General features: G+C 48.3%; 1 protein-coding gene. It reads right to left on the reverse strand.

The annotated features are described in order from the left end of the window. On the reverse strand, positions 1-294 hold a 294-nt coding region (locus tag P0G09_RS19650), incomplete at both ends, for a hypothetical protein (RefSeq protein WP_342760583.1).

Here is a 294-nt window from a genome sequence, read left to right on the forward strand (position 1 = left end):
TTTTTGCCGGCTTGCCAAAGTACCCAGGTAACCAGCTCAATCTCATTTTGTTTGACGGGACGCTTGATTGATTGTTCAATGCTGGCGAACATGGCTGCGGTTTCACCTTCATTCATCAAATAATAACTATCAATCAGCTGCCGGCCATCAATCGGATCTTCATAGGGCTGACAGTCATAGCCAAGATCTTGGAGAAAAGTCACTGCCTCCTGGACAGCTCGAATGGCATCTTCAGAGACTGGCGTTTTCACTGGCGAAGTGGTGGTCCAGCCGATTCTTAGACGTGAGCGATCA

It is taken from the genome of Faecalibacterium sp. DFI.5.82 (assembly GCF_029076575.1).
In the GTDB taxonomy this organism is placed as follows: domain Bacteria; phylum Bacillota; class Clostridia; order Oscillospirales; family Ruminococcaceae; genus Faecalibacterium; species Faecalibacterium duncaniae.